Raw genomic sequence first — 2,663 nt, 5'->3', positions numbered from 1 at the left:
GCTTTGGTTCGACAGGGACAGAAGGAGGAGAAACAGTATCCAGAGATGAAGTGTCCTCCGGAGCAGAGGGCTCAGATGGCAACGACATAGAAAGTGGATTGGGGCGTGGAGGATCAACAGGATCAGAGGACGTAGAAGAAGGAGGGTCAGACACAAACGACGTAGAAAGTGGATCAGGGCGTGGAGGATCAACAGGATCAGAGGACGTAGAAGAAGGAGGGTCAGACACAAACGACGTAGAAAGTGGATCGGGAGGGGGAGGATCAACAGGATCAGAGGACGTAGAAGAAGGAGGGTCAGACACAAACGACGTAGAAAGTGGATTGGGAGGGGGAGGATCGACAGGATCAGAGGACGTAAAAGAAGGAGGGTCAGACATAAACGACGTAGAAAGTGGATCGGGAGGGGGAGGATCAACAGGACCAGAGAACGTAGAAGAAGGAGAGTCAGATATCAACGACGTAGAAAGTGAATTGGGGGGAGAAGATGGAGGATTAACAGGATGAGATAATGAAAACGAAGAAGGTTTACCAAATGGACCATTATAAGAACCTATTCTAGAAGAAATATAAACCCCTTCGAGTCGGAAATCCCAAAAATCCCCCTCACCTTCCACTAATCTTTGCTTAGCATTCGCTTCTCCAAAAGGCGAACCTGGACCATAAGCACGAATACGATATTGATAAGGAAAACCTTTCACCGTAGTATAATCATCATAACCATTGGCGAGTCGAAAAGAACCTGCCTGCGCTGTTCCAGCAACTTGAATGAGTGAAATGCTTTGATCTTTTCCCTCATAGACTTCTTTACTTGCATATTTTGGAAAATTTTGCACATGAATGAATGTCGTTCCAGAAACATCCCCATAGATCAATATGCGATCCGTCTTTTGGGGATTAAACAAACCCTCATCATTCAAAAATGCATTCAACCTAATCTGAGCGTTTCCCTCAGCACTGTAGACTTTTTTATCTTTTGATGCGAGAATTTTATCTCCTGCACCTATATCTGCTTTTTTTCCAATGCGTAGCGTTTGATAACCACTATCTTCATCAAAGATCAATGTGCTATTGGAAAGACTTAGAGAAGAAAGCGATGAAACAGATTCCTGTAAACCGTTGTATTTACTTTTAGTAAGATACCATTTTGAATAACGAATTAATTCTAAATCAATAACCGATCTACCCTCAACACGCGTACCTCCTGTAAGAGAGGAAGCGTTTGCTTTCACCAATAGAGAAGCATTATTTTCAGCTTTTAGCAACAAATCACCAGAGATTTTTGTTTCATCCGATAATTCAAGAGTGCCTTTTACTTCATAGTCTTTATTCCCCTTCGCATAAATCGCAATCCCGTCTGGAACTGTCATATTTGTCTCTGATAAATAAACAAATGCCCTCCCCGTGATAACTTTTTTGGTTTCTAAAATTTTTTCATCATCTCGTTGCCTCAACATTTTAGCAAATTCTTCTGGAGCTAAAACATTAAAGCACAGTCCATATACTCCCTCACCCTGAACAGAAATATTGTTTTTTTCTATCTTAATATTTGTATTCTTAAATCCATCTGGTGAAATATATTTTTGAATTAACTTACCATTATCATTTACATAACCTGAAAAGTTTTTCATCAAGAATGCATGCATATGATTCAGCTGAATAAAATTGTTTTTCAAATGAACGTCACCACCTTGAAAAACCTCAAAAGCTTCTGGCAATACCCCCATAGCTCCATCACCATCTGTTAAAGTTTCCTCCCTCCTTCCTTGCCCCGTAATCCCCATAGTATCAAGAAGATAGTGCCCCCCAAATCGAGTTGAAAATGAGCCAATCTGGTTAAAATTAACGGTACCGTCTGTCATTTTAACCATTGCATCAAAACCACTCATAATACCGATCCCTTTTACATTCAAATTATCTGGCTCAATATTGATATTCACACTCACTAAAGCAATATCCGTTCCTCTCCCCCATGCATAAATAGCATGTGAAGTCCCCTTAATTTCCCCTACTGTCATACTAATAACGGCATTTTGAGCACGAAGAGCAGGTATATTCTTAAAATCTGAAGCTATTAGATTAATTTTTCCACCATTTCTTACATACGCCCCATACGCAGATATTTTATCTGGATCATCGCCAAAAACTGTTATCTGAGAGGCATTAACAATAGTGCCTGCTTTTTCTACATATATAGCTGCAATAGGTGCAATATGAGCAGACGTCTCTTGAGAACTTTTTAAGTAATAGACTTTATCTGCAAGAAAGTGTGTTTTTCTATCATCGCATTTATAAAATGCCCCTCCTGCATCACTTGAAGATCCTGCAGCATTAACATACGTAACCTGCAAAAAATAAAGAATAGCTGTTGTAACGTTGCATAAAAATACATATTTATGAAATACATAAATCATAACTCTTGCCACCTCCTATTCCCCTACTTCTATTCATTGAAGAATAATATCTATATTTAAGATAATAAATTTCTCAAAATACAATAAATATAAAATGAAATATTTAATTTAATACTTAATATAACAATATATACTTATATATAAGTTACTATATAGTTTATGTATCGCTAAAAAAGGTGGCGCAATCCAGCAGAGAAACTCGTTCCAGAAAAACCAATTTTCTTAAATCTATGCTGATAAGTGACATCTC

General features: G+C 38.4%; 1 protein-coding gene. It reads right to left on the bottom strand.

The features are described from left to right. Window positions 1–2,413 (bottom strand): autotransporter outer membrane beta-barrel domain-containing protein (locus ACFIL7_RS04305; RefSeq protein ID WP_375680345.1); only part of this gene is annotated, 2,413 nt, incomplete at its 3' end. Window positions 2,414–2,663 lie beyond the last annotated feature (250 nt).

It is taken from the genome of Bartonella sp. AP3QHHD, from assembly GCF_042195765.1.
Lineage (GTDB): Bacteria > Pseudomonadota > Alphaproteobacteria > Rhizobiales > Rhizobiaceae > Bartonella.
This window is presented reverse-complemented; position numbering and strand designations above follow the sequence as displayed.